Annotated in this window: 28 protein-coding genes, 6 tRNA genes, 3 pseudogenes and 1 riboswitch; of the genes and pseudogenes, 5 read left to right on the plus strand and 32 right to left on the minus strand. The window is 28.3% G+C overall.

Translation table 4 applies throughout. From position 1 onward, the window contains the following. Positions 1–36: 36 nt before the first annotated feature. The gene (trxA, locus tag ACOBWH_RS07395; RefSeq protein ID WP_424526327.1) at positions 37–348 is read right to left on the minus strand and encodes a thioredoxin; all 312 of its coding nucleotides are present in this window, start codon (positions 346–348) and stop codon (positions 37–39) included. A 232-nt stretch (positions 349–580) separates the two neighbouring features. Next, positions 581–1,546 (minus strand): IS30 family transposase, encoded by a 966-nt coding sequence (locus ACOBWH_RS07400; protein ID WP_424526328.1) that lies wholly within the window; start codon positions 1,544–1,546, stop codon positions 581–583. 119 nt (positions 1,547–1,665) lie between these two features. Between ACOBWH_RS07400 and ACOBWH_RS07405 the strand changes: the two genes are divergently transcribed. Together ACOBWH_RS07405 and ACOBWH_RS07410 are read left to right on the plus strand one after the other, a co-directional pair. Next, positions 1,666–1,830: a lipoprotein gene (locus ACOBWH_RS07405; RefSeq protein WP_424526329.1), complete on the plus strand. Its 165-nt coding sequence runs from the start codon at positions 1,666–1,668 to the stop codon at positions 1,828–1,830. Positions 1,831–1,898: 68 nt separating this feature from the next. Continuing rightward, positions 1,899–2,120 carry a hypothetical protein gene (locus ACOBWH_RS07410; protein ID WP_424526330.1) on the plus strand — a complete coding sequence of 74 codons (222 nt, stop codon included), beginning with the start codon at positions 1,899–1,901 and terminating at the stop codon, positions 2,118–2,120. 24 nt (positions 2,121–2,144) lie between these two features. Here ACOBWH_RS07410 and ACOBWH_RS07415 read toward each other — a convergent pair. From ACOBWH_RS07415 to ACOBWH_RS07425, 3 genes and pseudogenes are all read right to left on the minus strand, one after another. After that, positions 2,145–2,283 (minus strand): annotated as a pseudogene (locus tag ACOBWH_RS07415) (spiroplasma phage ORF1-like family protein); the annotation flags it as partial. 26 nt (positions 2,284–2,309) lie between these two features. Further along, positions 2,310–3,417 (minus strand): annotated as a pseudogene (locus ACOBWH_RS07420) (IS3 family transposase). 168 nt (positions 3,418–3,585) lie between these two features. Then, positions 3,586–3,708: a hypothetical protein gene (locus tag ACOBWH_RS07425; RefSeq protein ID WP_424526331.1), complete on the minus strand. Its 123-nt coding sequence runs from the start codon at positions 3,706–3,708 to the stop codon at positions 3,586–3,588. Positions 3,709–3,766: 58 nt separating this feature from the next. Between ACOBWH_RS07425 and ACOBWH_RS07430 the strand changes: the two are divergent. Continuing rightward, a pseudogene (locus ACOBWH_RS07430) lies at positions 3,767–4,874 on the plus strand (IS3 family transposase). Here ACOBWH_RS07430 and ACOBWH_RS07435 read toward each other — a convergent pair. The 14 genes from ACOBWH_RS07435 to ACOBWH_RS07500 all read right to left on the minus strand — a co-directional run bounded on the left by ACOBWH_RS07435 (position 4,867) and on the right by ACOBWH_RS07500 (position 8,919). After that, on the minus strand, positions 4,867–5,106 hold the full coding sequence (locus tag ACOBWH_RS07435) for a hypothetical protein (protein WP_424526332.1): 240 nt from the start codon (positions 5,104–5,106) through the stop codon (positions 4,867–4,869). The pseudogene ACOBWH_RS07430 and the gene ACOBWH_RS07435 overlap by 8 nt on opposite strands. Positions 5,107–5,164: 58 nt before the next feature. After that, entirely contained in the window at positions 5,165–5,374 is a 210-nt protein-coding gene (locus ACOBWH_RS07440) for a hypothetical protein (RefSeq protein WP_424526333.1), read from the minus strand. Further along, positions 5,353–5,487 carry an HAD hydrolase family protein gene (locus ACOBWH_RS07445; RefSeq protein WP_424526334.1) on the minus strand — a complete coding sequence of 45 codons (135 nt, stop codon included), beginning with the start codon at positions 5,485–5,487 and terminating at the stop codon, positions 5,353–5,355. The genes ACOBWH_RS07440 and ACOBWH_RS07445 overlap by 22 nt, the downstream gene beginning before the upstream one ends. A 140-nt stretch (positions 5,488–5,627) precedes the next feature. Further along, positions 5,628–5,712 (minus strand) — tRNA-Leu (locus ACOBWH_RS07450). Positions 5,713–5,730: 18 nt separating this feature from the next. Continuing rightward, a tRNA-Lys gene (locus ACOBWH_RS07455) sits at positions 5,731–5,806 on the minus strand. A gap of 8 nt (positions 5,807–5,814) precedes the next feature. Then, positions 5,815–5,890, minus strand: a tRNA-Thr gene (locus ACOBWH_RS07460). Positions 5,891–5,903: 13 nt separating this feature from the next. Further along, positions 5,904–5,979: transfer RNA gene (locus ACOBWH_RS07465), tRNA-Val, on the minus strand. A gap of 4 nt (positions 5,980–5,983) precedes the next feature. Continuing rightward, positions 5,984–6,059, minus strand: a tRNA-Glu gene (locus tag ACOBWH_RS07470). Between the two features lie 34 nt (positions 6,060–6,093). Next, positions 6,094–6,169 (minus strand) — tRNA-Asn (locus tag ACOBWH_RS07475). Positions 6,170–6,249: 80 nt separating this feature from the next. Then, positions 6,250–6,465 (minus strand): hypothetical protein, encoded by a 216-nt coding sequence (locus tag ACOBWH_RS07480; protein ID WP_424526335.1) that lies wholly within the window; start codon positions 6,463–6,465, stop codon positions 6,250–6,252. A 58-nt stretch (positions 6,466–6,523) separates the two neighbouring features. Beyond that, a complete protein-coding gene (locus tag ACOBWH_RS07485) occupies positions 6,524–6,817 on the minus strand; it encodes a hypothetical protein (RefSeq protein ID WP_424526336.1) in 294 nt (97 codons plus the stop codon). A gap of 12 nt (positions 6,818–6,829) precedes the next feature. Then, positions 6,830–7,216, minus strand: a complete 387-nt coding sequence (locus tag ACOBWH_RS07490) for a hypothetical protein (RefSeq protein ID WP_424526337.1) — start codon at positions 7,214–7,216, stop codon at positions 6,830–6,832. Between the two features lie 664 nt (positions 7,217–7,880). Next, complete coding sequence (locus tag ACOBWH_RS07495) at positions 7,881–8,216, minus strand: hypothetical protein (protein WP_424526338.1); 336 nt, start codon at positions 8,214–8,216, stop codon at positions 7,881–7,883. Positions 8,217–8,226: 10 nt separating this feature from the next. Further along, positions 8,227–8,919, minus strand: a complete 693-nt coding sequence (locus ACOBWH_RS07500) for a hypothetical protein (RefSeq protein WP_424526339.1) — start codon at positions 8,917–8,919, stop codon at positions 8,227–8,229. 438 nt (positions 8,920–9,357) lie between these two features. On the opposite strand from ACOBWH_RS07500, the gene pnuC reads away from it, so the two are divergent. Then, positions 9,358–10,029: a nicotinamide riboside transporter PnuC gene (pnuC, locus tag ACOBWH_RS07505; RefSeq protein WP_424526340.1), complete on the plus strand. Its 672-nt coding sequence runs from the start codon at positions 9,358–9,360 to the stop codon at positions 10,027–10,029. Positions 10,030–10,043: 14 nt separating this feature from the next. Here the strand turns inward: pnuC and ACOBWH_RS07510 are convergent, their stop codons facing one another. From ACOBWH_RS07510 to ACOBWH_RS07570, 13 genes are all read right to left on the minus strand, one after another. Then, positions 10,044–10,883: a purine-nucleoside phosphorylase gene (locus tag ACOBWH_RS07510; RefSeq protein WP_424526341.1), complete on the minus strand. Its 840-nt coding sequence runs from the start codon at positions 10,881–10,883 to the stop codon at positions 10,044–10,046. A gap of 137 nt (positions 10,884–11,020) precedes the next feature. Continuing rightward, positions 11,021–12,451, minus strand: coding sequence for an NCS2 family permease (locus ACOBWH_RS07515; RefSeq protein WP_424526342.1), 1,431 nt, complete (start codon positions 12,449–12,451; stop codon positions 11,021–11,023). A gap of 74 nt (positions 12,452–12,525) precedes the next feature. After that, a riboswitch (purine riboswitch) is annotated at positions 12,526–12,626 on the minus strand. Between the two features lie 40 nt (positions 12,627–12,666). Next, on the minus strand, positions 12,667–13,359 hold the full coding sequence (locus ACOBWH_RS07520) for a hypothetical protein (protein ID WP_424526343.1): 693 nt from the start codon (positions 13,357–13,359) through the stop codon (positions 12,667–12,669). A 369-nt stretch (positions 13,360–13,728) separates the two neighbouring features. Continuing rightward, positions 13,729–14,112: a RidA family protein gene (locus ACOBWH_RS07525; protein WP_424526344.1), complete on the minus strand. Its 384-nt coding sequence runs from the start codon at positions 14,110–14,112 to the stop codon at positions 13,729–13,731. A 16-nt stretch (positions 14,113–14,128) separates the two neighbouring features. Next, complete coding sequence (locus ACOBWH_RS07530) at positions 14,129–15,310, minus strand: MalY/PatB family protein (protein WP_424527445.1); 1,182 nt, start codon at positions 15,308–15,310, stop codon at positions 14,129–14,131. Positions 15,311–15,340: 30 nt separating this feature from the next. Further along, positions 15,341–17,485: a fructose-specific PTS transporter subunit EIIC gene (locus tag ACOBWH_RS07535; protein ID WP_424526345.1), complete on the minus strand. Its 2,145-nt coding sequence runs from the start codon at positions 17,483–17,485 to the stop codon at positions 15,341–15,343. Between the two features lie 121 nt (positions 17,486–17,606). Beyond that, on the minus strand, positions 17,607–18,401 hold the full coding sequence (locus tag ACOBWH_RS07540) for a MurR/RpiR family transcriptional regulator (RefSeq protein ID WP_424526346.1): 795 nt from the start codon (positions 18,399–18,401) through the stop codon (positions 17,607–17,609). 55 nt (positions 18,402–18,456) lie between these two features. Further along, on the minus strand, positions 18,457–18,711 hold the full coding sequence (locus ACOBWH_RS07545; protein WP_424526347.1) for a hypothetical protein: 255 nt from the start codon (positions 18,709–18,711) through the stop codon (positions 18,457–18,459). Between the two features lie 29 nt (positions 18,712–18,740). Next, a complete protein-coding gene (locus tag ACOBWH_RS07550) occupies positions 18,741–18,884 on the minus strand; it encodes a hypothetical protein (protein WP_424526348.1) in 144 nt (47 codons plus the stop codon). Positions 18,885–18,892: 8 nt separating this feature from the next. Then, a complete protein-coding gene (locus ACOBWH_RS07555) occupies positions 18,893–21,748 on the minus strand; it encodes an ABC transporter permease (RefSeq protein WP_424527447.1) in 2,856 nt (951 codons plus the stop codon). 117 nt (positions 21,749–21,865) lie between these two features. Beyond that, positions 21,866–22,612, minus strand: coding sequence for a ribonuclease III (gene rnc / locus ACOBWH_RS07560; protein WP_070407105.1), 747 nt, complete (start codon positions 22,610–22,612; stop codon positions 21,866–21,868). 7 nt (positions 22,613–22,619) lie between these two features. Further along, on the minus strand, positions 22,620–23,624 hold the full coding sequence (gene plsX / locus ACOBWH_RS07565; RefSeq protein WP_424526349.1) for a phosphate acyltransferase PlsX: 1,005 nt from the start codon (positions 23,622–23,624) through the stop codon (positions 22,620–22,622). An 80-nt stretch (positions 23,625–23,704) separates the two neighbouring features. After that, positions 23,705–25,813 (minus strand): polyribonucleotide nucleotidyltransferase, encoded by a 2,109-nt coding sequence (locus ACOBWH_RS07570; protein WP_424526350.1) that lies wholly within the window; start codon positions 25,811–25,813, stop codon positions 23,705–23,707. Positions 25,814–25,922: 109 nt separating this feature from the next. On the opposite strand from ACOBWH_RS07570, the gene ACOBWH_RS07575 reads away from it, so the two are divergent. Beyond that, on the plus strand, positions 25,923–26,249 hold the full coding sequence (locus tag ACOBWH_RS07575) for a rhodanese-like domain-containing protein (RefSeq protein ID WP_253301066.1): 327 nt from the start codon (positions 25,923–25,925) through the stop codon (positions 26,247–26,249). Positions 26,250–26,251 lie beyond the last annotated feature (2 nt).

Here is a 26,251-nt window from a genome sequence, read left to right on the forward strand (position 1 = left end):
TTTTAGGTTGTTATTAAATCTTTTTAACAACTAATTTTAACTTAACAATTCTTGTTCAATTTCATTACGGGTTACAAATCCAGTTTTTCGCTTTAATTCATTTCCTTTTTGGAATGTAATTAATGTTGGTATTGATAAAATTCCATAATTTTGGGCGAGATCTTGCAATTCATCAACATTAATTTTAACAAAATTAACATCACCACGGTCTTTTGCTAATTCATTAATTACCGGTGCAATCATTTTACATGGTCCACATCAATCAGCATAAAAATCAACTAATGTTAATTTATTTTCAGCAATTACTTTTTCAAACTCATCAACAGTTTTTAATTCATTTACAGCCATTTTTTCTCTCCTTTACTGAACTCTCTTGCTTTTTTTATCATATCACAAAAGTTCTATTTTTGGAATCATGTAAAATGAAATGCAACAAATCTTATTAATCAAATAATATAATAAAAATCATAAAAAATCAATTATAAATTTTCAAAAATTAAAATATTTATAATTTTTACTTTATTTTAAGCACACTTAGCCATACTAAAAAATAATTTATTAAGTTAAGTAATAAATTTATTTAAAAATTCTCTAAAAATACCTCTTTTGAGGTTCTTCAATTTAAAATAGGCCTTAATTTATCATTTATAACATTAACTACTCAATTTATTTTTTGTTGACTAACATTATTAAAATCAGTTCCCTTAGGATATCATTCTCTAAGTTCAGAATTCATATATTCAATTAGTGGTTTTTGCTGTGGTGAACCCGGATCGCAAAAATAAACTTGTGTTTCAGCAAATATTTCTAATTCTCTTCATTTACTAAATTCTTTTCCTCTATCGGTTATTATTCCTTTAATTTTCCCAATTAAATTATTACTTATAACAATATCTTTAAACTTTTCTACAACTTCATTAGCAGTATGATTTTTTAATTTCATTACAAAGTAATTTTTACTTAATTGTTCTACTAAAACTAAATTACTAGATTGATGGTCTTTACCAACTACTGTATCCATTTCAAATCAACCAGCATTAATTTTTTTATTTTCAATATCTCATATTGATTTAAAATTAGTTAATTTACCACGATTATCAAATTTTCCTTTTGTTTTATATTTTTTACCATGATGACGTAAATTCTGTTTTAAAAAACCATAAAAACCTAAATAAATTCATTTATACAATGTTTTAACACAAACAGGAAATTTAATACCAAACTTTAAAAAATAACGATGGATAAGTTGTGATGGAGAATCACGATAAACATTAAATCTTATATTAATAAAATTTAATTGTTTTTCTGTAAACTTATATCTTTTATTATTCTTTTTTCTTTTCTCATAATACATTTTATCTGACTTATAAGCACTATATTCATCAATAGTTTTAAAACGCTTAATTTCTCGTAAAATAGTACTACGATGTCTGTTCAAACATTTAGCAATTTGTGAAATATTTATTTCACCATTCTTTTTTAAAAATAATTTTAATAATAATTTTTCCAATTTAACCTTATCAATAAAACTTAAATGACTATACATAACATTTATATACCTTTCATTAATTTATAAATTTAATATTAAAATTATTTAATACATTATTGATATATAATATAATTAATTATGGCATTCAAATAATTTTAATAAAGGAGAAGTAAAATATGAAAAAATGACTTAGCATTTTAGGAACAATCGGATTAACAGCAACAAGTACAACAACATTAATTAGTTGTGAAAAACCAAATAACAATGAAAACGGGGGGGTAATAAACCAGAACCCATACCAGACCCACAACAACCACCAATTGGAAGTAATTGAAAGTTAATTGATACAAAAATTTCTAACTGAATATCTAATAATGAATTTCCTAGTAATAAAAATAAATGATATATAATGTTTGCAAAAAAACAAAATACTAATAATTTTAATTTTATTAAATTTAAAAATGATGATATTAATAAACCGTGAAGTCTTGGTGATGAAGGTAGTTTTAATATTTCTTTAAACGATGAATGATATTGATTTAATTGATTATATCGTTGAAATAAAACAAATGAACCTGAAATACCTAAAATTGATAAAGATACAGGTAAAATTATAGATTGAAAAGAATAAAAGGAACTATTAAGTTCCTTTTATTTATATTAATCGCACAAATTTCATAAAAATAATTAATAGGAATATATTTGTTATTGTGTTATATAATGCTGGACTAAATTTTCATACCTCGAATGTCTGACTGAAAAAAACTATATATTGTTTGAAAAATCTTACCTGGAATGGCAACACTTTTTAGGACACTTTTTATGTAGACTTCTGATTTCTAAATTCAACTGGAGTTAAGTAATTCAAACTACCATGAATTCGAATATTGTTGTATCAATTAATGAAATTAAATAGTTCCAACTTTAATTGTTCTAAATTTTTAAATTTTCGACCATTAATAAATTCAGTTTTAAAAGCTTTATAGGTTGTTTCAGCTACTGCGTTATCGTAAGGGCAACCTTTTGCACTTAATGATCTTTTAATATTAAATGTTAATAAAATTTCTTCAATAATTTTATTTTTAAATTCATTACCACGATCTGTATGAAACAACCTAATTTGATTTAGTGGTCATGTTATTTTATAAAATGCCTGCTGAACTAGTTCAGCAGTTTTATTTGTTCCAGCGCTATAGCCAATTACTTCACGGTTAAATAAATCAATTAGTAAGCAAATATAATGTCATTTTGAACCAACTTGAACATAGGTTAAATCGCTCACAATAACTTCATTTTGTCTTTTATTACTAAACTCACGATTTAGAATATTACTAATTTGATCATTATTTACAGGAGATTTATGATTGCGATATTTTAATTTAGTATATTTTGATACTAAATTATTTATTGCCATAATTCTTCTAATTTTTTGTCGAGATAAAATAATGTTCTTTCTTGCTAAAATAATTTTAATTTTTCTAGCACCATAAACTTTATAGCTTTCTTTAAATGCACTGATAACTTCATTTTCATAAATATTAATTTCAGTTTTAGTGATCTTATTAATTTGATAATAATACTTTGATTTTGCTATTTTTAATATTTGACACATTTTCCTCACTGAATATTTGTCTTTATTGTTAGTAATTAATATTACTTTTTGCCGATTATCAGTGCTGCTTGCTTTAAAATATCATTTTCCATTCGTAATTGTTTGTTTTCTTTTCGCAACTGAATAAGTTCATTTTCTTCAACAGAGCGATTGTCTTTAGCTTTAAAAGAACCAGAATTCTCAAATTTTTTACTCATTGATAAAGAACTGCCTTTGAAATTTTATATTCGTTAACAATTTCAATATTACTTTTACCATTTTTATATAACATTACGATTTGTTTCTTGAATTCATCGGTGTACTGGTTTTTTGCCATTTTTATATTCCTGCTTTCCTAATAATTTTAGCTTATTTTTTTTACAGTCTACATAAATATGGTCCAAGTTATTGTAACCTATCCATAGAAAGGAGAAATAAAATATCGAAGAAATAATAAATTCATTTTTCTATTTAATAAATTCATTTTTTACAAACGTGATACCATCTATTTTTTGCTTATCATGATGGTATCACCAATTAAAACAATTATTTCAATAATAATAGTTTTAATAACAACTTTTAACTTTATTATTTGAATTTTTGGATAGGTTACAATAACTTGGACCATATTTATGTAGACTGTAAAAAAAATAAGCTAAAATTATTAGGAAAGCAGGAATATAAAAATGGCAAAAAACCAGTACACCGATGAATTCAAGAAACAAATCGTAATGTTATATAAAAATGGTAAAAGTAATATTGAAATTGTTAACGAATATAAAATTTCAAAGGCAGTTCTTTATCAATGAGTAAAAAATTTGAGAATTCTGGTTCTTTTAAAGCTAAAGACAATCGCTCTGTTGAAGAAAATGAACTTATTCAGTTGCGAAAAGAAAACAAACAATTACGAATGGAAAATGATATTTTAAAGCAAGCAGCACTGATAATCGGCAAAAAGTAATATTAATTACTAACAATAAAGACAAATATTCAGTGAGGAAAATGTGTCAAATATTAAAAATAGCAAAATCAAAGTATTATTATCAAATTAATAAGATCACTAAAACTGAAATTAATATTTATGAAAATGAAGTTATCAGTGCATTTAAAGAAAGCTATAAAGTTTATGGTGCTAGAAAAATTAAAATTATTTTAGCAAGAAAGAACATTATTTTATCTCGACAAAAAATTAGAAGAATTATGGCAATAAATAATTTAGTATCAAAATATACTAAATTAAAATATCGCAATCATAAATCTCCTGTAAATAATGATCAAATTAGTAATATTCTAAATCGTGAGTTTAGTAATAAAAGACAAAATGAAGTTATTGTGAGCGATTTAACCTATGTTCAAGTTGGTTCAAAATGACATTATATTTGCTTACTAATTGATTTATTTAACCGTGAAATAATTGGCTATAGCGCTGGAACAAATAAAACTGCTGAACTAGTTCAGCAGGCATTTTATAAAATAACACGACCACTAAATCAAATTAGGTTGTTTCATACAGATCGTGGTAATGAATTTAAAAATAAAATTATTGAAGAAATTTTATTAACATTTAATATTAAAAGATCATTAAGTGCAAAAGGTTGCCCTTACGATAACGCAGTAGCTGAAACAACCTATAAAGCTTTTAAAACTGAATTTATTAATGGTCGAAAATTTAAAAATTTAGAACAATTAAAGTTGGAACTATTTAATTTCATTAATTGATACAACAATATTCGAATTCATGGTAGTTTGAATTACTTAACTCCAGTTGAATTTAGAAATCAGAAGTCTATATAAAAAGTGTCCTAAAAAGTGTTGCCATTCCACCCTTTGAAATTCCTTTACAAGAAATTTCAAAAACACGATTATTATACTGTGTAATATCTAATTGTGGTAATAATTGCCGTAACTCTTGCATCAATATTTCTGCATCAATATCATTTAATGACTGATGAGCAATAACACTCGCATGCGTAATATCTTCAATAATTTCTTCTGGTTTAGTAATAACCTTATATTTAGTTCGCATTATTTTTGATCAATAATAAGAATTTTCACCATATTCATAAACATACGTACTATTATTACTAAAAATGCACTTTATATTTTTGATACGTAAATTTAAAAATAGTATTAATTTCAGCAGTTGTAAAAATCATCATTCATAAAAAACTATTTGTTTTAAATGAATAGGCGCTTGCCCCATTGTTTGATAAAACATAGCCATTATATTTATGAACCTTTAGTTTACGAGCTTGACGAATGGCATCATTTGCTAATCGACCTGTTGTCACCACAAACGGAATTCCTTTTTTTGCACTGAATTAACGGTTTTCTTTGTTAACTTACTAAAACGGTGATTATCTTTTAATAAGGTTCCATCTAAATCTGAAAAAACAGCTTTTTTCATTTGTATCCTTCTTTCTAACCATTAAGATATGTATCAGACACTATTTTATAGTTTTATTAATTATAGTAGAAAAATAATAAAATTAAACAAATTTTTGCAAAATAAATAACACTTATAAAGTGTTATTTTGTTTCTCTTTATGGTCCGGGTGAAGGGACTTGAACCCCCACGAGTTACCCCGCCAGATCCTAAGTCTGGTGCGTCTGCCAGTTCCGCCACACCCGGGTATTTGATTTTTAAAATTGGTCTCCTGTAAAGGACTTGAACCTTTGACCCACTGGTTAAAAGCCAGATGCTCTACCAACTGAGCTAACAGGAGACAGCCAATGGTGCTGGCTAGAAGAATTGAACTCCCAACCTACTGATTACAAGTCAGTTGCTCTACCAGTTGAGCTAAGCCAGCCTATCATTAAAAATGGTCCGGTGTAACGGACTTGAACCGCTGACCACCTGCTTGTAAGGCAGGCGCTCTCCCAACTGAGCTAACACCGGAAAATGGTGACCTGTACGGGGTTTGAACCCGTGAATGCATGCGTGAAAGGCATGTGTGTTAACCGCTTCACCAACAGGCCGATAAATATTTGTAAAAATTGTCAAAAAAAATAATGGCGCCTAGTGCAGGACTCGAACCTGCGACCGATCGGTTAACAGCCGAGTGCTCTACCGACTGAGCTAACTAGGCATGGCATATTTTTTAGCCTTATTCATTATATACTAAATATTAAAAAACAAGCAACTATTTTTAGCCATTTTTTTAATTTTCTATTTTTGACTATGATATTGAAAATGAAAATTATAATATTTCTTATTTCTTTCATTAAAATTCAAAACTTTTTTATTAATAAGATTATTTATTAGAATTAACTCTTTTTTATTTAATGTATTGTCATTATTTAACTTATTTTTGATAATAATTCCATTATTATCAACTAATATATAACCTTCTTCAAATAGTGAATCACAGCCAAATTTACACATTGGCACAGCAATATTACAAATATCCTTTTTTTCTGATTCTTCACATAGTTCTCTTTTTTTAAATATGAGCAGCAATTAAAAATTTTTTATTTATTTTTTCGGCACACATAACACAATTTTCAAATAAATTATTTTTAATTAATATAATTCTAAGTTCTCTTTGTTCACCTCTATTTTTTGAAATATAAAATTTATCCAAAGTTTTATTAAATTGTGTATCTGTTTTTGAAGTAACCGTTATTAATTCTTCATATTCTTTAAAATAATCACTCAATAATTTATGAATTTTTCAAATTTGTTCATTTTTGACACACGGTTTTATTCCACGAACTGGTCCACTTTTAATACCCATAAGTGCATTAAATTATTTTACATCAATATCTAATTCCACAATTTTATCAAGCAAAAATATATTTTCTCACATTCTATTATCTATTTTATCTATACCTCAAAGTTTTTGAGCTAATGTTAAAGATTTAAAAATACTAACTATATTAAATAAAGAAAATAATTTATTATTTTTATAAAAAATAAGTTGATCATTTTTTGTAACTTTTTCTATATTTTTTTGTTGTCCATTTACTTGTATTTTTGAACCTCAAACAGAATACTCACCATTTTTATCTAAAAAATCGGATAACTTTAACTCACCAAGCCTTTCAATTTCATTAATTGTCAAAGTCTTTTCTACTGTTAAACGATAATGTTCTTGTGCTAACTTATTACTTACTGGAACTATTATATATTTCATAAACACCATTACACCTCATTAATTTTATACTTTCATTTTATCATTATTTAACTAAATATTTTTTAATTTTAACCTTATAAATATTTTAAAAATAGTTTTGCAACCAAACTTAAAATAGCAAAAACATTTAAAAAAACAAAAATTTGAATTAATAATCTTTTTTTATTTTTATTAAGGGTATTAAAATCCAATAAATAAAATTAGTTGCATAAGTCATGTTAAAAAAAGAGAATTAAAAAATTATGCAAAATAATATGAATATAATTATATGATGTAAAGAAAACTAAAATTCCATTCCTATTTGTTGCAGCAATTATCTTATTAAAAGGGTGATCATATAAATAATTTAAAGTTATATACGATATAACAATATTAGCAATTAATCCAAAAAAACCTAAATAAAGTGGAGTAAAATTTATAATTTTTTTAATAAAATATTTTATATTCTTTTTTGTTTTTAATGCTATAAAAATTTCATTTTTCACATTTTCAACTTGATACTCATCATCTTTTAATACAATATGCTGATTATTATAATTTATTTCATATAAATTTAACAATAAAAAATAAATGAAAATAAATATGAGCGACAATAATTTGCCAGTTAAAATTAAATTATTTAATAGCATTAAAAATAAAAGCATAAATATAATCACAAAAACATTTAAAACTGAGCAATAAAATATTCACTCTTTTTTAAGTTAACTATAATATTTGCTTGTTTTGTTAAGTTAAAATTTCGAAAATAACTACGATTTTTCATTATTTTTACTAAAATTTTTTGTTGACAATGTTTAACAATATACATTTGAAAATATCAATCAATAATATTAACAATCACACTTGTACCTATTAATATAGAAATATTAATAATAAGTCAACGCCAATCAATATCTCAAGTATAATACATACAAAGTGAAAAAAACAGAATTATTAATGTTGTTGTAACAAGACGTGAGCATAAACTATTTTTAAACTTATTTTGACTAATAATCATCATTTAAAACATATTACTGATCTCAGCACCCAGTCATAATTGGTGGAAATCATATCATTCTAAAAATTATACCAGTTTTTAATCAAAATTGACGTCCTAATAAACAACCTGCAACTTGAACACCTAATGTACCGCCTATTATTAAACCAATTTTAGGAATTGCTAAAACTCAAGGATATTTAATTGCTAAAAATTGAGCTACATACCCTGCTAATTTTACAGTTGAAATGCTACTAATACTATCACGTGCAATGTTATTACCCGCATTATTAAAAGTGGTAATAAAACTCTCTCAAGTAATTCATCATTTAAAACCCCATCAAAAGTTTTCAAATGCTGTGACACCATAATGTTTTTCATTTTTTAAGTAACTAATATACGAATCAATTAATTGATCTTTATCCATTAAATTAACATTAGGATTTTCTTCTAAAAATAATTTAATATTATTAACTAAGTTTTTTAAGAATAATTTAAACTTTTTACTATCAATACTATATTCTTTTTCTTTATTAAAGTTATAATTTTTATAATAAAATAATTTATTGTTTATAAATAGTTTTCTATTTTTAGTATATTCCCCCACTTTAGTGACATCTAAATGTTTATTTGTTTGTACTTCAGTTCTAACAAAATTTTCAACAGTTATTTTTACCGGTAAAATAGCGATTAAAATTATATTAAAAATAGTTAATAACTTTTTCATCATTAATCTTCCTTTCAATTTAAATTTAATATTATTTTAAAAAATTATTGTGTTAGTAAAATACTTAGCATAACTTTCTCTTAATTTTATTGTAGCAAATCTACTTGAAATATAACAAAAAACAATATTTTTTGTTAAGATATATTTATAAATTTAAAAAAATCGACAGAAGAAAATTCAAGATAGTTATCTAAAATGGAAAATAAACAGCAAAAATAATTTATAATTACCCGACCAATTAATTTTCTAGGTGTAAAAACAATATGAAAAGATATTAAAGAATTACCCAAGACTTTTAAGATTCTTTTAATTTGTCTTGGAGTTATTGTTACCTTATTATCCTTTTTTGATTTTAATCATTTTATTGATCCTTATAATAATCCTTCTTTCTTTAGTATTATAAATGTTTTAAACACACCCAAACCTTTTTTGGGTAATATGCCAAAATGAATTGATGCCACGTTGTATTCATTAAGCGGACTAGTTAGTTTTACTGGGGTATTAAATGTTTTTTTAATTAGTTTTGGAAAAATGAGTAACTTTTTCTGAGGTTTAATTAATGTTACAACTTTTGGATTATTTGCATTTGATTTTGGTTATACCGGTGATGCGCAATTAAACTTATTCTTTTATTTACCCTTTCAATTTATTGGTTGATACATTTGACAGAAAACATTAATATTTGAACAAAATTCTTCTTTAAGCATTAGATCATCAAAATGATGAATTATAATTCCAATTGCCCTTAGTGCTTGTGCTATTTTAACGGTTGCTTGATATTATGAAATTCCCGCCTTTCATTATGCGGTTGTAAAGCAGGACTATGCCTATTTGCATCAACCAGTTCCCCGTATTTTTGATAGCATTACAAATAGCATCGCCATTATTGCTTCAATTCTAATGTTTTTACGATTAAAAGAACAATGAATTTTATGATTAATTTCTAATATTCCCCAATTTTCAATGTTTGCTGGCGTAAATAGCATTGGTGGTAATCATCCGATATCAATTAATATTAATATGTTAATTCAAATGAGTTTCTTTATTGTTAATACAATTATTGGTTTTTTAATATGAAGTGGCTATTTAAATAAAGAAAAAGCAGAATAACAATTCTGTTTTTTCTAAATTACTTCTAATAATTTCATTAATAAGACTTTTAAATCAACTGCCATTTTATGCGTTTGTTTCATAATATAATCATCAACAACAAAATCAGGATTATCTCCAATCGAACAAACTGTTGCGGTTGCTAAGCCAGCAACTTTCATTCCGCTATGAAATGCTGCAATTGCTTCAGGAACAATACTCATTCCAATCATTTGTGCATATGGTTTATACATTCTTGCTTCACTAGCTGTTTCAAAGATTCCACCAGGATAGCTAACATATACTCCTGTTTTTAATTTAATATTGTTTTTTTCAGCGACTGTTAAGAGTAATTGTCGTAATTTATCATCATATAAATTTTGCGGAATTGGTCAACGAATTGCTAACCGAGAGTTATTCAACCCGATAATTGGATTATCCCCAAAAGCATTAATATGATCTGTTATTGCACATATTTCACCAATTTTAATTGCCTGTGCATTTAAACTAGCTGCAGCATTAGACGCGATCATTATTTGCACATTTAATAATGACAACGTATAAATTGGAAAAACAATTTCACTCATGCTATATCCTTCACAATAATGGTGTCGTCCTTGCATAAAAACTACTTTTTTCCCATTATGTTCAGCAAAAACTAAGTTTCCAAAATGATATGGTGCTGTACAAACTGGTCAAAACGGAATATCCGCATATTTAATACTGTGGTTAAATTTAAATGAATCAGCAAGAGGATTATAACCCGAACCAAGTACCATTAAAAAGTGGTAGTCTTCTCAATCATTTACTTTTTGTTTCAAAAAATTAACTGCCATTGTTAAGTTTTCATCGTAAAGTTTATTATCTAAACGCATATTATTGGTCTCCTTATCTTCTTTTTTACATTTTAAAATAAACTTGTTATTAATACAATCATTCTTTTATATTATTTTTTACAAAAAAACTCTTATTTTATTTATACGACCGTTTTTGTAAATTTATCTTTTTAACTTTACTGGACAAAGGCAAAAGCAATAAAATAACCAATAAAACAGAGGTCTAAAATATAAATTGGAATTGCAACAGTCTTAGCTTTTTTTGTAATTAAACAAATTAAGGCATATGCAATAAAACCAAGTGCTAAACCATTTGTAATTGAAAAAGTAACAATCATCGTAATAATTGTAAAGAACGCAGCAATTCCAAATTCGGGTTTTGCTCATTCAATATCTTTAATTTGACTAACCATTAATGTTCCAACAAAGATAACGGCCGCTCCAGCAATCGCGGGAGTAATTAATTTAAAAATTGGAAATAACGGAATTGCAACTAAAAACATGACTCCTGTAATAATAGCTGAAAAACCAGTTCGTGCTCCTTGCGAAACTCCTGTTGTTGATTCAACAAAACTTGTAACAGGTGAACATCCTAATGTTCCCCCCACTAAAGTTCCAACCGAATCAGCAATTAAAGCCCGTGGTTTTAATTCATATTGTTGTCCTGTTGCCGTTGAAATTTGCGTTGAAACCGAATATAACGTTCCTGTCGTATCAAAGAAATCTACAAATAGAAAAACGAAAATCGAAATATACATAATTGGGGATGTTCAAATTTTTGGATTAGTAAATGTTGTAAAAGTTGACTTTAAATTAGTACCAAAACCATTAAAATCACTATAACTTCAACCCTTTCAATAAGCAAAATTTGTGCGAATAAAATCACTGTCAATAACATTGCCAATAATTAATGACACACCTAATCCCCCTAAAATTGCAATTGCAATTGCTCCCGGGACTTTATTAAAGTGTAAAATAAAAATTAAAATTAATACACCAAACCCCATTAAAATCATTGGTCAATTAGTTTTTAAATTCCCTAATGTTGCAACAGGAATCCCACCATTAACAACAATGCCACCTGAAGTAACAGCATTGTCACCAACAAAACCAATATTGTGCAAACCAATATAAGCAATAAAAAATCCTATCCCAGCTCCAATTGCTAATTTTAATGAATTTGGAATTGCATTAATAACAATTGTTCGTAATTTTGTTACTGAAATAAGACAAAAAATAATCGCAGACAGCATTACTGCAATTAAAGCCCCTTGATAACCTAAACCATTATTAGCAACGTTAAAAGTAAAAACAGCATTTAACCCCATTCCTGGTGCTAACCCAACCGGCATATTAGCTGATAATCCCATAATTAATGTTGCAATAAAAGATGCAAGTGCTGTTGCAATAAAAATTCCCCCAAATGCCATATTCTGACTTGGATCTGTTGGATGATTAATATCTGGGGCAGTAGATAACATATTTGGTTGTACGGACAAAATATATAACATTGCTAAAAAAGTTGTTAAACCACCAATAATTTCTTTCTTAAAAGTAGTTTTTAAATCACCAAAGCGAAAAAAAGTTTCAATCTTTTTTTTAAACATATAGATAACTCTCCATTCAAATTTATGTAAAAATAAAAAACATTAACCTTGTTTATAAACATAAGTTAATGCAAGAAAGAAAAGCATTAACCTATAGAGTCCTTATTCCAGTGGTAAGACGTAGAAACGCTAGACCATATTACTAGCATATACAGGTGGTGTTTAATATATTTACTCTTTAAATATATCGAATTAAATTCTAAAATTCAATCCCCCTAAGAAAAACAAATAACATTTTCTGAAAATGGGAAAAAAGCTTTAAAACTAGTATAAATTTTAAAAGCTTTTAAGTCTTTATCTGATAAATATTCTGTTGCTAATGTTATTAAATCTTGGCGATAATGTTCTACTAAGTTTGTTCAACAGAACCAACCAAGAATTAAAAAAATAATGCCCATAATTGACAAAACCTGAATTGCAATTCCAACTCCATTAATAACATCATTGTCTTTTAAATATTGGGTTAAGATAACTAAAATTGTTGTACCAATAAATAACAATAAAACAAACACTAAAAATCATGATAAAAATTTTAATCAAAAAAAACATTTTGATTCTTTTGTTTTTTTATTATAAACATAATAAAAATAAAAAATTATATCATAAATTTTAGCAATACTTTGATCTTTATAATCATTTTGTTGAATAACTACGGCATTGCTTATTTTAGAAAAATTACGCGCTTTAATAATATGTTTTCGTTCCCCAATGTTAACATCTTGAAAATCATTATCATTTAACATTTTTCGCAATAATTTTCGTGGTTCTAAATCTGTTTTACGTTTCTTATATCCAAGTAGAACAAAACCAAAAGTCAATCACCCCAAAAGAAACAAACCTGTAATTACAATAAAAACAAAATAAACTAATCCCGTTATTTGTGCTAATCCAAACATTTTTAATCACATTCTTCCTACATATAAATTTTACCTTATTTTTTAGATCCTTGGTCTGGTTCTTCTGTAATTAGTTTGCCATTTTCATCAAATGACTTCGCACAAAATCCAACACCGCCTAAAACTTCTGGGACACATTTAAAATTATTTTCAATTTCTTATAATTTTTGTTGAATTTCTGCTTCTGTTAATTGATTATCTTTTTGTTCTTTTTTCATAATTTTAATTCCTCACTATAAATAATTATAACACTTTATTTTACAATGCAATAAGAAGATGCCCTTAATTTAATTTTCTTGATATTTTAATATTTTTTTATATAAAAATACATAATAAAAACAAAGAAAATTTTTTCTTTGTTTTAACATAAGTTACAATTAATTATTCTAAATAAACAATTGCTTCAATTTCAACTAAAGCATCTTTCGGCAATCCTGCAACAGCCACTGCTGAACGAGCTGGGAAGTCTTCAGTAAAATATGTCCTATAAACTTCATTCATTGCAGCAAAATCATTGATATCTTTTAAGAAAATGGTAACTTTTACAACATTTGCTAAACTATAACCAACTGATTGAACAATTGCTTTTAAATTTTCCAATGATCATTTTGTTTGATCAGTAATTGTTGTTCCACCAAAAGTCATTGTTGATGGATCTAATGGTAATTGCCCCGAGATATATAAAAAGTTGCCAACTTTAATTGCTTGTGAATATGGGCCAATTGCCTGAGGAGCTAAGGTTGTTGCGATAATTCTTTTACTCATCTTAAATTTTCCTTTCTTATTTAGTAAAAATTGTTATTAGAATGTTAATTAATTTTACTACCATCGCAAAGGATGTACCAATATTAATTCTAAAACATGCTGATGGAGTTTCAACAAAGTCATCATCTTTACTAACAATCAATTTGTATTTTAATAATAATTTATTAACTTCTTGCGAAGTTAGATTAGTTTCTGCATAATTAATTCAAACCAAATACGATGCTTCTAACTTCATAACTTTTAAACCTGAAATAGCCGCTAGTTTTTCGGCAACATACCGGTAATTCTTTGCAATATAACTTAACATTGCTGTCTTTCACATAATTACTTTCGAATTATTATAGGCAGCAAGATAAGCTGGAATAGTAAACACATTGGGTGACGTAATTGAAGCACGTTGATATTGTTCATCAATTTTAGTTCTTAACATTTTATTATGTGTAATTAAATATGATGATTTTAAACCGCCAAGGTTAAAAGCTTTATTTGGTGAATTACAAACAATTAGATAATTATCTGAAATTGTAAATGATAGTAACGAATGAAATTCAACATTTGGTAATGCCAAATCGCCGTGTACTTCATCTGATATTATTAAAACATAATATTGTTCACAAATAGTAATTATTTTTTGTAATTCGGTCCTTGTTCAAACACGCCCCCCGGGGTTATGCGGATTACACAAGATAAATAATTTTGGTTGATACTTTTTAATTGTTGCTTCAAACATCGAAAAATCAACTTGGTAAGTATCACCTACTCATTGTAATTGATTTGCAAGAAGCCGCCGGTTATTGTTAACAATAGCTTGTCCAAATGGACCATAAACTGGCGTTTGAATTAAAACATAATCGTTAACATCGGTTAAACATTGAATTAATTGATGCAAAGCATTAACGGTCCCATGTACTAACTTAATTTTATCAACCGGAACCACCACTTTGTGTTGATGACAATATCAATTACTAATTGCCTGATAAAGCTCATCACTAACATAACTATAACTATAAACACCTTTTTTTGCACGTGCTAAAATAGCGTCCACAATTGGTGATGGTGTAGTAAAATCTAAATCAGCGATTGATGAATTAATGATATTATCACCAGTTAGATGATAGTTTTTTGCAATGTAAGCTTGGTCTCATTTTCGCTCTAAATTTTGACTACGATCAATAATAATATCAAAGTCATATTTCATTATAATCACTGTTACCTTTCTATCTTAAGATTACTTTTTTTTCTGTTTTCGATTTAAATATTGTTCTTGTTCATCGGTTGATAATTGGTTAAATTTTTTTAAATGTTGTTTTTTAACCGCTGGAACAATTCCTAATGATAAAATATTAACTGTTCAAGTCTGTACTTTTTTCTCGATTATTGGTTTTGTCTTAATATATTTTAAACCTAATAATAAACTTGTTGATATTGCACATCCAATAATAGCAAAGATTAATCATAGTAAGATTGCAACACCAATGGAAACCGCCCCTGTTGCAGATTGCATTCCGGCCATTGTAATAAAACCACCACCAGTAATTGTTGATCCTAAATTAAATGCGGCACATAATCCCCCTGAAACAGCACCACCTAACATGAAAGAAGGAATTACTCGGAATGGATCAGATAAGGCAAATGGGATTGCCCCCTCTGTAATTCCTAATGATGATAAAATTCACGACATTTTTCCAGCTTCTTTTTCATATTGGTTTGAAAAACAACGACCAATAAGCGTTACTAATGCTGTAGTTCAACCAGTTCCAATTCCGGCTGCTCAAAAGCAAGCATATGGTACTAATAATGCTGGATTAGTTAATTGCCCACCAGTAAAGGCTTGTGAAAATGATGCAAATGAGAAAGCCCATGCCACTTTATTAAACGGCCCGCCTAAATCAAAGACACACATCATTCCAATAATAATTCCTAACAAGGCGGCTAAATTAGATGTCTGTAAAGTTGTTAATCCACTAAAAATAACATTAATTAATAAAGCGATTGGTTGTCCAATAACAAATAAAATCACACACATACTAATTAATGATCCCAAAACCGGATAAACAAACCAAGTTAAGACTCCTTGCATTTTTTGACTAACTAAATATTTTTTAAATAGTTTCATCATATATCCAACTAGAATCCCAGTAATTAAACCCCCCAAGAATCCAAGACCATCAACAATTACTGTTCCATCAGCAGCAGTTTTTGTAACATAGACACATGCTAAACCACCAAGAAAACCTGGTGTTAACCCTGGTTTATCAGCCATTGCATAAGCAATATAAGCCGCTAAAACTGGCGCTAATAAAATACTTAAACTTTTTCCAGCAACATTGCTTAAAGTGTTTAACCAATTAGCATGTTGCACAATATAATCCGCTCCAGCAATTTGAATGATAATTGTAATTAAAGCTTGAATTGCTGTTCCAGCAACAATAACAGGAACCGCATAAGAAATTCCAGTTAAAACCGCATTTTTTAAACTAACAGCCCCTCCTTTAAAATGTAATTTAAATCAACCTCTTTCTTTTTTAATTTTAGTTTGTTTTGTTGTTGGAATATGTTGATTTGGAAGTTGTCGCATAATTTGAAATGCTTTTTTAAAAACACCATCAACATCATGTAATGGTTCACTAACCGCTATTTTTAAAATTGGAATATCAACAAACCGTTCTTGTTCACCAATAGCAATATCAGCAGCAATAATTAGCACATTAGCATTTTGAATATCTTCTGTTGTTAATTTATCTTCAAAACCATTTGCTCCTTGTTTTTCAACTTTGACAGCATATCCCAATCGTTTTGCTTCATCTTCAATTTTTTTAGCAGCCATGTATGTATGTGCTACTCCAGCTGGACAAGCTGTAATTCCTAAAACATATCCCTTATAATCTTCGTTTGCGTCAATTGTTGTTTCATCTTCTGCTTGTAACAATGCTAGAATTTTTGTTTTATCACTTTCTGTTTTTAAAGTTTGACGAAGATCAGCATTTAATAATTTTTTTGCAACATTACTTAATACTTCCAAATGAATATCATTTTTCTTATTCGTTGGAATAATTAAAGCAATTGCCACTTGCACAGGACTATTATCAAATGTTGATCATGATAGCCCCGTTTGATAACGAACAAAAATAACAGCTGGTTTTTTAATATCTTTCATGCGGGTATGTGGGACTGCAAAACCATCTTCTAATCCCGTTGATGTTTCATGTTCGCGTGCTCACAATGCTTTTACTAACTTGTCAATATTATCAATGCACCCTGCTTTGTAAGCAATTGATGCTAATTCTTGAAATGCCTCATCTTGTGTTGTGGCTCATGAATCTAAAATAATTTGTTCAATTGCAAAAAGACCATCTTTATTTTTAATACTCATTTTATCCTCCTTACTTCAATAAAATTCTGTTGTCCTTTCATTAATTAAAACAAAAAAAGAAATTTAAACAATAAAAAAACTATATTTTGGAATATAGTTCTAAAAAATGAAATGAATTTTATTAAAAATATTTTCGAATAATTTTAGCATATAAGTAATCTAAAAATTGCATTACCGTTTGTGATCGAATTGAAAAAACATCTCAAATTTCATTTTCCCGTGAATTAACAACAAAATAATCTGTTAAATGATCTGTTAAAGCAGTTTTTTTACCAATAATTCCAAATGAATATACATCTGGATTAACTTGTTTAGCAATTGTGGCAATAAAGTTTGATTGTCCACTCAAAGTTATATAAAGAACCATATCATCACTTGTAATCATTGGTAAATAAGACTCAATTGAGTTTAAATCATTTTGATGAATAACATTTTTATTAATTCAACGTAACCGTTGGACAAAATTTCGAGAAACATTATATGCTAAATTAAAAGCAAAGATGAAAACAGTTTTGGCAATTGTGATTTTTTTAATTAAAGTTGACCAATCATTTTGAAAAAAATTAGTATGCAATAATTGCGCTGATTCAATTTTGATTTTTAAATATTCATTAAAAAAGGCCATTTCATCTTGCACTAATTGTTTATTAGCATTAAATTGTTGAACATCTAATGAAACATATTCTGTTAAATACTTGACCTTAAATTTTAACTCATTAATTCCTTCCAAACCAAGCTTTTGACAAAACCGAATAATCCCGGCCGCTGAAGTAAAACAATTACTAGCTAGTTCACTTGTTGTTAATTTATTAATCGTAGCAAGATTCATTAAAATATAACGGGCAATGGTTTGATTTGTCAAATTCTTTTGATCAACTGCTAATATTTGTAATTGCTTTAATAAATTTGTATCCATTTTGGAGACCTCCTTGGAATTATTGTCACTAGGATCTATCTCAACAGTTAATTGTTTAAACTCAGTTCATTGTTTTTAAGATTGGATAACGTCGATTCATAAATCGTTTATTCAACACAAAAGCAACAATAAACATTACTAATAACCCTAAAAAGCTAATTAAATAGTCACCAATATTAACTGTTCCTGAAACATAAGATAACATATTATTATAGACAATTTGATAACGAATTAAACTGATAACCATCGCCCCAATTGAAATTGAAATTACTCAACTAATTAAAATAATTGGTAAATAAATTAAAAACATTCGGTTAAAGATTCAAAGATCAGAGTATCCTAACGCTTTAAAACTTTTAAATTGTCTTTTAAAATAATATTAGTAATAATAAAGATTTGGAAAATACAAGCAATAATTGATGCAACAAGAATTAATAAATAAATTAAGAACAAAATAATTTGTAAATTAACTGTTTGTTGCAATAATATTTTTAAATTTTGAGTTCCATTGTAAATTGGTGACGGCTGATATTGGGAAGGATCAGGTAAAACATTATAATTATTATTTTTTTCATAAACCCCAATATAAAATGATATGTTTCATTTTGAACTAACGATGAATATAATGTTGTTAACCATTTTGGTGTTAAATGTTGATTATTATACCGATTAATTAAAAACATATTTTTCATCCCATTATCAAACTGATCAGTAACAACATAGAAAGTAACAGCTTTATCGTTAAAATTGCTTACTAAAATATCACCAATATTAATTCCATTTAAAAACTGATACGCTTTGTTAATAATAATTGGATATAGTTGGACACGGTACTTGGTTGGGTCTCAACTTGGGTCCTTACTATGGAACCAGTTTTTACTTTGAATTAGTTTTTTCATTTCATTAACTTGTAAAATAGCGTAATTAACTTTTGAACTAAAACGATCAGTTTGGGCTGCTCGTAATAAACTATCTGGATTACCGCTTTGATCAAAACTTGTTATTTCATTAAAGAATCAACTAATATCTGTTTTCTTTTCAACATTTGGATAAAATAAATTAGTATTATTTTTATAATCATAAAACTCAATGGCATTACCCGATAAAGATTTTAGCTTTTGACCACTAATAAAATTACGATAAAAAGTTGGAATTGATAAATCAATTGTTGACCCGCTATTTTCCGTTTGATAATTTGTTAAGAATTGTTCTAGATTATGATAGTTAATTGCTTCTTGAGCATAAAGACTTTGTGTATCAGCAAAAATTTCGGATTGATATGGTCCATAAATAATTGGCTGATAACCTATTGTAATAATTCCATCTTCATGACTTAACTCGTTAATAAAATACTCATAAACTGACCCTTGAATAAACTTTGTAATTTGATCATAATATTTTGTATTTTTACAATTTTGTAAATATCATTCATAGAAATTAGCTTTAAACCATAAATGTTTTAAAGAAGGAATCACAGCACTACCACCAACAAATGGTCCACACACAGGTGGTGATGTTCCAACACTAGCATATTTTTTTAAAACCATTTCTTGGGTAAAAACTCTTTGTTGCGGGTTTAACAAAAGATAACCCGAGACATTAGGGTCTTTAACCGTCGTTGGATTCTCATACACCAAGTAATCGTATGATGGTGTTTGATTAGCAGTATAATTATAATTTGTATCATAATGATAAACATATTTTCAATTTGTATCTGCTTTTAAATTAAGATTAATTTTTGGAATGTGTGTTTTTACCACTTTTGGTTTCAACAAGACTAAGGTTGGTCGTGACACTTCAATAATGATAAATAAAAAGGCATAAGCACAAACAACTAAACTCGGAAATAAATATGTTCCAACAATTAGTCACCAAGGTGGAATCGAAATATAAGTAGTAAATTCTAAGAACCCTTGGTATGTAATATTTAAAATGAAAGCAAAAATCCAACTAGTTATTAATGATAAAGAAGCAATCACAAACATTAATAATAGGAAACAAGATAAAAGTAAAAAGGCAATTGTTCCTGTTCCATATCCTTGGGCTTTTAAATTTCCAATAATGCCACGGTTAACAAATAACAATTTATTTACAATCATACTAATCATAATAAACGATGAAATTACCAATAATAATGAAATCGCAACTAAAATTGACCAAATAATTTCCTCTTTATTTGTAATCAATTCTTTCATATGATTTAATGGGCTATAAGTCCCCGTCAAATATGAAAAATTAGCATTATCATAAACATTTGCCATATCACTTCAACTATTTTTTGTTGTTAAAAAATTATTGTTTCATTGGTCTTTTACAAGCGCAGCATTAATTGTTACCCCGCTACTCATAATCCGCGCCGCTGCTGCCATATTCTGTTGTAAACGATCATATTCATCACCACGAATTCATAAGTACAGATTATAAATAAATGATGATTCATTTGAAGCACTATTAACATAAGCATTAGTTCCAAACCCAACAACACGATATTTAAACCCATAAATTGTAAAAAGATCACCAATTTTAATTTTATTATGCGAAGCATAAAAATTATTAATAATAATTGGGGGATAATCACTTGCTGCATCATAATTTAAAAAAGTTTGATAGTCACCCTTAACCATAATTGGGGTTGTTCAATAATATGGCCGATCACTTTGAATATAAAAGTTTTCTGCTTTAAAAATATCATAAACTTGCATTGTTTCATTCATAATTGCCCGATCAGCAACCGAACCAATAATTACCGAATTTAATAACCGTAATTCCAACTGATAAATCCGCGCTTGATTTTGCGCAAAATTTTGATAAGCATTAGTAAAAACATTAGTATCAGTCGCTAAATGTGGATTATCCGGAGAACTAACAAAGGGAATTAACCCATCACGATTGGTTAAATATCCTAGTAGTTCAACATAGTCGGCTTGACTTAAAAAATAATCACTACTAGGTAAAATATTACTCGTAAAATTTAAAACAACATTCCCCGTTGCTTTTAGTTGCTCAACAAAATAAGGATTCGAACTATTTGACGCAAGTCATTTCCCGTTATATGCGGGATCTTGTGTTGAATCTAAATAAATTTGATAACTATCATTTGTTCCTCTTAATGAAAAATAAGAACTCTCTGCTTTAGTAACATCAATGGTTTGATTAGGATTAATATAATTAATATTATTTAATCCATATGATAAATTTTTATTATTTGAAGCAATTTTTAATTGCTCACTAAATCGAAAAGAAATATTGGTATTATATAAGTGTTTCCCAATCACAGCTAATTGACTAGTACTTAAATCATTTGACATAATCATTCCCCCAAAAAGAGTAATAACAACACCTAACATTAAAAACAATCCCAAAACCTGCAAACTATTCTTGGTAAAACTTAATCAAAAATTCTTGAATAAATGTCTTATCATTAGTTTTCATCTCCATATAATTTAATCATAATACATTATTGTTTATTTTTCAAAGTTATATTTTGGATTTTTTGCTAATTTTTGTAACGCGTCTCGCGCTGCTAATTGTTCTGCTTCTTTATGCGTATAACCATGGCCTTCCCCATAACGAATTCCATCAATTTCTGCTATCACAGTATATAATACTCGGTTGCCCTCTAATGGTGGTGATTCTTTTACTAACTTATATTCTAATGTTCGCACATCACCAGCTTGTAAAAATTCTTGTAACTCAGTTTTATAATCTCGAATTTGATCAAAAAAGCCCGGATTTGAAACCATTTTAATTAAAGTTTGATCAATAAAAGCACGAACTGTTTCTTCTCCTAAATCAAGGTACAATGCTGCTAACATTGATTCATAAATATCTGCTAAAATTCGATTTTTTTCGTACCCTTTTGTTTTAATCTCTCCTTTCCCTAACAACAAAAAAGGAGCTCAGTTCATTTGACGGACTAATTCTGCTAATGTCCCTTCACGAACTACTTTACTACGTAAATTAGTAATTTCTCCCTCATTTTTGTCAGGAAAAGTTAAAAATAGATATAATGAAATTTCTTTTGCTAAAATAGCATCACCCAAAAATTCCATGCGTTGGTAAGTATAATTTAAATTATTTTCATTAGCATAAGAATTATGTGTTAACGCTTCTAAATAATATTTTTTTTCTTTAATTCGAATATTATATTGTTTAAAAAAATCTTTTAATTCAGCAAATAATTGCTCGGGTTTTTTATTTATAAACTGCATCGTAAAATTAATCCTCCTTTAACAATTTTACTGTCATTTTTTGGACAAAGTCATTAACAATTGCAGTACGTGCCATTTCTAATGTACTAATTCATGATTTCTCATCACTGCTACCATGCGTTTTAATGGCAATTGCCTTTAACCCTAGAACTAACGCTGAAGCATTATTTCGATAATCAAATGTTTCGCGAACACCACGGAATGCTTTACGAAGCGATAATGCTTTTAATTTACGATAAAGATTTTTAGTTAATTCGTGTTTAATAACGCCCATTAAGTTTTTTGCCATTCCTTCTAAGGCTTTTAAAGTAATGTTACCTGTAAAACCATCCGTTACAATAATATCAACAAAATTACTTGTAATATCCCGTGGTTCAATATTTCCTTTAAAGTTAACTTTATTATTTTCTGCTAACAATTTATAAGCTTCCTTATGATAATCTTTCCCTTTTGATGCCTCTTCTCCAATATTTAAAATAGCAACTGTTGGCGCTGGATTATTCATAATTGCTTGCGCATAAACACTAGCCATAATGGCAAAATTAACAAGATCTTGTGCATCATTTTCCAAATTAGCCCCCACATCTAACATTAAAACTGATTTTCCTTTTTTAATGGTTGGAATAAAGGGCATAAAAGCTGGGCGAGAAATCCCAGGAATTTCACCAACAATAAAGTGACACGCCGCTAAGAAAGCTGCAGTTGACCCACCCGAAAGAAACGCATCTACTTTTTGATCACATAATAATTCAGCAGCACGAACCATTGAACTATCTGGTTTACGACGAACTTCCATTAAACCTTCTGTCATTAAAATAACTTCCGTTGTTGCAAAAATTTCATATCTTGTTGCATCTAATTTTGCTTTAGTTGTTGCCGTTTGAATTTCACTTTCACTTCCAACTAGAACAAATGTAACATCTTGATATTTTTTCATAAAGATTTTTAAAGCCCCAATAATTGGATCAATTCCTAAATCGGTTCCCATCATATCAATCGCAATTTTACTCATAAACTAAATCTCCTAACTTACCTTTATTATAACAAATAATTAAATAGTTTTTTCTTTGAAAAGATTGGGGAAATTAATAATTATTTTTTCGGTAAAACTTCAAGTAATTGTAACTTAATTTTTCCTTTACTATCAACTTCTAAAACTTTAACTTTAACAAAATCATTCAATTGCACAATATCTTCTGTTTTTTCAACCCGTTTTTCTGCTAATTTTGAAATATGAATTAAACCATCAACATTTTCTTTTAAATTAACGAAGGCCCCAAACTTTTCAATTTTAACAACAGGTCCTGTCATTTCAGTTCCAATTTCAACTGGCATCGCAATCGCTTTTATTAATTCATAAGCTTTTTCAATTGCAGGATAATCCTTATGATAAATTGTTACTTGTCCATCATCTTCAATGTCAATTTTAACATCATCGGCTTTTTCAATAATGGCTGTAATCATCTTACCACCAGGACCAATCACTTCTCGAATTTTATCAACTGGAATCATAAATGTTTTCATCTTCGGTGCCGTTGGTGCTAACTGTGTTCGTGGTGCAGCAATTGTTGCTAAAACATTATCAAGAATTTGTAGACGCGCTTTTTTTGCTGCTAATAACGCTTCTTGTAAAATTGCTTCATTAATACCCGCAATTTTAATATCCATTTGCAAGGCACAAATCCCTTGTGCTGTTCCTGCTACTTTAAAATCCATATCGCCAAGATGATCCTCCATCCCTTGAATATCAGTTAAAATAGTATAATTATCATCTTCTTTTACTAAGCCGATTGCAATTCCTACCACTGGTGCTGTAATCGGAACCCCCGCCGCCATTAAAGCCAAAGTTGCCGCACAAATTGAAGCTTGCGAAGTACTACCATTTGATTCTAATACTTCTGAAACAATTCGAATTGTATATAAAAAGACCTTTTCACTAGGAATAATTTGCAACAATGCTTTTTCCCCTAAGGCCCCATGACCAATTTCACGCCGCGATGGTGGTCCCATTCGTCCTGTTTCACCAACAGAAAAAGGGGGAAAATTATAATGGTGCATAAAGCGTTTGCCATCTTCATCAGTAATACCATCAATAATTTGATTTTCCCCTAAGGCCCCTAATGTCACAACCGACAAGACCTGTGTTTCACCCCGGGCAAATAAAGCACTCCCATGAACAACTGGTAAGACATCAATTTCACTAGTTAAAGGTCTAATTTCATCAAGATGGCGACCATCTAATCTTGTTTTATCAATTAAAATTTGACGACGAACTTCTTGACGAACAACAGCATACAATGCTGTTTTTAATTCTGAAATAATTCGTTGCTGTTCTTTTTCGGTCATCTCCTTTGCAATAGGATAGTATTCCAAAGCTTGTTCTGTTAAAACTTGAATTGTTTCATAACGGGCAACTTTTTCCTTAATTTGTGCCGCAGCAATTAATTTTGTCGCATAATGTTCCTTAACATAATCAATAATTTCGCGACGAACAGTAAATAATGTGACATCCATTTTTGGTTGGCCGACTTTAGCAATTATTTCATGTTGAAAGGCAACTAATTCAGCAATTACCTTATGCCCCCTTAAAATTGCTTCTAACATTATTGTTTCTGAAACTTCTTTCGCCCCAGCTTCTACCATATTAATTGCATCAGCAGTTCCTGCTACAATTAATTCCATTTGGCCAGTATTTAACTGTTCTAAGGTTGGATCAACAATAATATTCTGATTTTGATCAACTGTTAACAATGCTCCTGCTACTGGTCCAGCAAACGGAATTTTTGAAATTCCAAGTGCTAATGATGCCCCAAATAAACTAGCAATTCGAACATCACTATCGTTATCAACAGCTAAAACATTAATAACAATTTGGACTTCATTTCGAAAATTTTCTGAAAATAATGGTCGTAAAGCACGATCAATCACCCGTGCTGACAAGGTTCCATATTCTGATGGTTTCCCTTCTCGTTTTAAAAATCCCCCTGGGATTTTTCCAACCGAATATAATTTTTCTTGAAAAACAACTGTTAATGGAAAAAAATCAGTTTCACTAACCTTATTACTAACTGTTGCTGTTACTAAGACTACTGTTTCACCATAACGGATTAAAACAGCCCCACTTGCCTGTTTTGCTAATTGCCCATATTCAACAATCAACGGACGATTATTAATTATCTTTTTAAATACTTGTTTTGCCATCAAAACCCTTAATTCCTCTCTGTTATTTTAAACCTTTTTAATTTTATCACACATTATTTTGATATTTACGATATGATATAAATATAGCGAAAAAGTTGAGGAACCCAATATGAAACAGCACTCAGTTTATATTGATAATCAAACCTTTGAAACATTAAAAGAACAGGCCTACTTGTTAGATGTTCGAACTAATGTCGAATTTAAAACTTTGTCTCAAATACCAAATTCAACAAATGTTTATATCTTTGACTTATTACAACGCCCAAATTATTATTTACCAAATAAAGAACAACTAATCATTACCTTGTGCAACGGTGGTAACCGTAGTAGTGAGGCAGCATTAGAATTACGCCAGCTTGGTTATTCTAATGTTTATGTTTTAACAACTGGCATTTATGGTTATTATCGTTGAAAAGAACATAAAAATAGTAAATAAAA

Origin of the sequence: Spiroplasma endosymbiont of Glossina fuscipes fuscipes (assembly GCF_049669535.1) — a bacterium.
Classification (GTDB): domain Bacteria; phylum Bacillota_I; class Bacilli_A; order Mycoplasmatales; family Mycoplasmataceae; genus Spiroplasma.